Annotated in this window: 2 protein-coding genes and 1 pseudogene; 1 reads left to right on the top strand and 2 read right to left on the bottom strand. The window is 38.1% G+C overall.

The annotated features are described in order from the left end of the window. Nucleotides 1-542 (top strand): annotated as a pseudogene (locus tag HHO47_RS18830) (hypothetical protein); the annotation flags it as partial. 194 nt (nt 543-736) lie between these two features. On the opposite strand, the gene HHO47_RS18825 reads toward HHO47_RS18830, so the two are convergent. Beyond that, entirely contained in the window at nt 737-1,567 is an 831-nt protein-coding gene (locus HHO47_RS18825) for a mechanosensitive ion channel family protein (RefSeq protein ID WP_169021674.1), read from the bottom strand. A gap of 112 nt (nt 1,568-1,679) precedes the next feature. Then, a complete protein-coding gene (locus HHO47_RS18820; RefSeq protein WP_064668637.1) occupies nt 1,680-2,648 on the bottom strand; it encodes a calcium/sodium antiporter in 969 nt (322 codons plus the stop codon). Nucleotides 2,649-3,165: the final 517 nt, after the last annotated feature.

The raw sequence follows: 3,165 nt of genomic DNA, 5'->3' as shown, positions 1-3,165 counted from the left end.
CTTCGATAATACTGCGCCATTGTTCAAGGCTGCGTGTTTTTCTCATGGCTATCTCCTCATTGAAATTCAGAAATAGCTTAATCGGTTTGACGAGTTACTGGCAGGTGCACTTTGCTAGACGCTTACACTTCAGCTTGAAAAATGGTAGTAAGTACTTTCGTCAATATGTAATGGGGTTAGCGAAGAAAATGCCATTTGATGAGCCGGCTAAACTTGAAAGTAGGCATACCGCTGTGGCGCTTTTTGCAGCTTGTCGAGGTGAAAGTAGATCACTAAAACATTTGCTATCAGAAGCTTTAAAATTAGCATTGAGTTGCGATGAGAATCTTGAAAACAAACATTTTATTGCAGCTTATGACAAGTTTGATTTTTTTAATGACAAAGATTCATTGGAGTTAAAAAACCCTTTTAAACAAGACATTAAAGATATTAAAATTTATGAGGTAATTAAAAGTTCATCATATAACCCTAATGCATTAGATCCAGAAAATGCATTGTTAGGACGAGGGTTTGAATTAGTGCTTTTGAACAATCTCAGCTAATTTGTATGTTGTAGCCTTGCTGTATGAATTCATGCCCAAATATTGGGGTGAAATTGGAGCTTGTTCTTTTTATCATAATGCCACTTAAAGTTTTATGGGGCGAATGATAATTCCCTAATTAGTTGGACTAATTATACTCTTTTCGCCATCTGGCTGATTTATGGTCAAGTCAACCAGATGTGCATAATTGCTTATTATTCTTTTTGATTTGAACTAATAATATGTAAATCTCGTTGAGGGAATGGGATCGTAATGCCTTTACTTTCAACTCTTTCTTTCACTTTACGCTGTGTTTTCCAGTAAATATCCCAATAGTCAGGTGTTGGGACCCACGCGCGTAGCTGCAAGTTTACTGAGCTATCTGCTAGGGTATGGACAAGATATTGTGGCTCTGGGGTTGTTATTATTCGAGATTCTTCTGCAGCTAATTCTCTTAATGCGGCTAAGCCGTCTTCAATTGAATCACCATAAGAAATACCAATCGTAATATCCATTCTTCGTTTTGCATTTCGACTGAAGTTTTTTATTGCACTCGCCCAAACAGTACTATTGGGCAGTGAAATAAATATTCCATCTGCGGTCTCTAGCTCTGTCGTAAATAAGCCTAAATCGGTTACGCTTCCTGAATTTCCTGATACCTCTACAAACTCAGATTTTTTTAACGGTTTAAGGAACAATAGCATTACACCTGCGGCAACATTGCTTAAAGTGTCTTTTAAAGCTAAGCCAATCGCTAAACCAGCAGCACCCACTAGTGCAACTAAGCTCGCTGTATTGACACCAAACAGGTCAAGAATAATGACGAGGGCAATAAGATAGATAATATACCCAGAAAATGTGGTTAGTAGTTTAGTGATGATTTCGTCTTGCTTACTTAAACGATAGACACCTTTACGTACTGCGCGCCTTATTAGTTTTGAGCCGATACTCGCGGCAATTAAAATGAACAAAGTAAGTATTGTATTCTTCGCTATCGCAATAAGTTGCAATTGATGCTCAGAAAAAAAAGTAATGATGCTTTGCATTGCTTTTCCTTAAAATGATGATTTCGAAATCGAATATATTGGAACTGTATTAAGTGCTTACAGGCTCCGTACATAGGGTATTTATTATTTTCTAAGGCACTACTAAAGTATTTTATATAATCCCCATAATCAGGTAAGCGTTATAGCCTAAATAAGCACTAAAGAGTACCGTACCTTCTAGACGGCTTATTTTCCCTTGGCGACCAAAACCATAAGCCATGACCAATAACATTAGAGTAAGTATAAGCATGACTCCCCAATCTCTGTTAAAGACCTCTGAGGAAATGTGATTAATTGGCTCTATTACACCCGCTATACCAATAACAGCCAGAATATTGAAAATATTAGAACCAACAACATTACCGATAGCAATGTCGTGCTCACCTTTTTTAGCCGCCAAAATACACGCTGCCAGCTCTGGCAGAGAGGTTCCTAATGCCACAATCGTTAAACCAATAATTAAATCGCTGACCCCCAGAGAAGTTGCTATTTCAACAGCACCCCAAACCAATATACGTGAACTAATAATTAGCAGTGTTAAGCCTACAAATAGCCAGAAAATTGCTTTTGAAATTGGCATGGAATGGCTTTTTAATTCATCATCAAATTCTTTTTCTAATGTATCTGCCGAACTGTTTCTACCTGAATGCACAGACCAAATAAGAAAAAGCAGCAAGCTACCTAAAAGTAGCAAGGCATCAACGAAAGTTAATGCTCCGTCATACAGTAAATAACCACACAGGAGCACTGTAGAGACCAATATTGGTAGTTCTTTTTTTACTATATTTGACTGAACTACAATGGGGGCAATGAGGGCGGTAACACCCAGTATTAAACTTATATTGACAATATTTGAACCGAGTGCGTTCCCCAAGGCTAGTTCGGGGTTCCCATCACTTGCAGCCATGGCTGAAACAACCATTTCAGGTGCAGATGTACCGAACCCCACAACTACCATGCCAATTAAAATTGATGATAGACCAACATGACGGGCTGTAGCAGCAGCGCCTTCAACAAAGCGATCAGCACTCCATACTAATAGTGCAAAGCCTGTGATAATTGCGAGAGATGCTAATAGCATAGCGCTGCTCCCTCTGACTCAAGAAAGTATCTGGTGTTTGAACTAATGAATAGTCGATTGTGTTCAGTGTAGTTTGTAAAGTTAGATAAGACGTGCAACATTTTGGCTCTCGTAGGGCAGAATTTTACAAAAGGTAAGCAACCACATCTGCCCGATATGATTATTTACCTTAAGTCTTGTCAAAGCTAATTAAGCTTGAAACAGCCACGAGCATTGAGTGCTCGGAGATTGTTGACTGTTTCCCTGCATATGCAAGAGACTACTCCCCTAAGTTCAGTTCAAAGTAATATATAAGACCCTAAAAATCTAGCATAAAGTTGAATTAGTTTCGTAATATTTCTACTCTACTAGCTTGCTTTCGGGGGCGATTTGAAAGCATTTAAATCATAATGACGTGGTTTAATGGATTCGACTACCCCAGTTAAGACATAATAAGCTTAACTGGAGAACAGAAATGACAAAACGTAAAAAATATACCAAAGAATTTAAACTTGATGCAATTTCTTTAGTCAGAGAT

The sequence above is a fragment of the Pseudoalteromonas arctica genome (assembly GCF_012927645.1).
GTDB classification, from domain to species: Bacteria; Pseudomonadota; Gammaproteobacteria; order Enterobacterales; family Alteromonadaceae; genus Pseudoalteromonas; species Pseudoalteromonas arctica_A.
Note: the sequence above shows the minus strand (reverse complement) of the source record. Positions and strands in the feature narration are given on the sequence as shown.

Coding starts and splice junctions, on each gene's coding strand:
- HHO47_RS18825 (WP_169021674.1), bottom strand. CDS start 1,567: ATGCAAAGCATCATTACTTTTTTTTCTGAGCATCAATTGCAACTTATT.
- HHO47_RS18820 (WP_064668637.1), bottom strand. CDS start 2,648: ATGCTATTAGCATCTCTCGCAATTATCACAGGCTTTGCACTATTAGTA.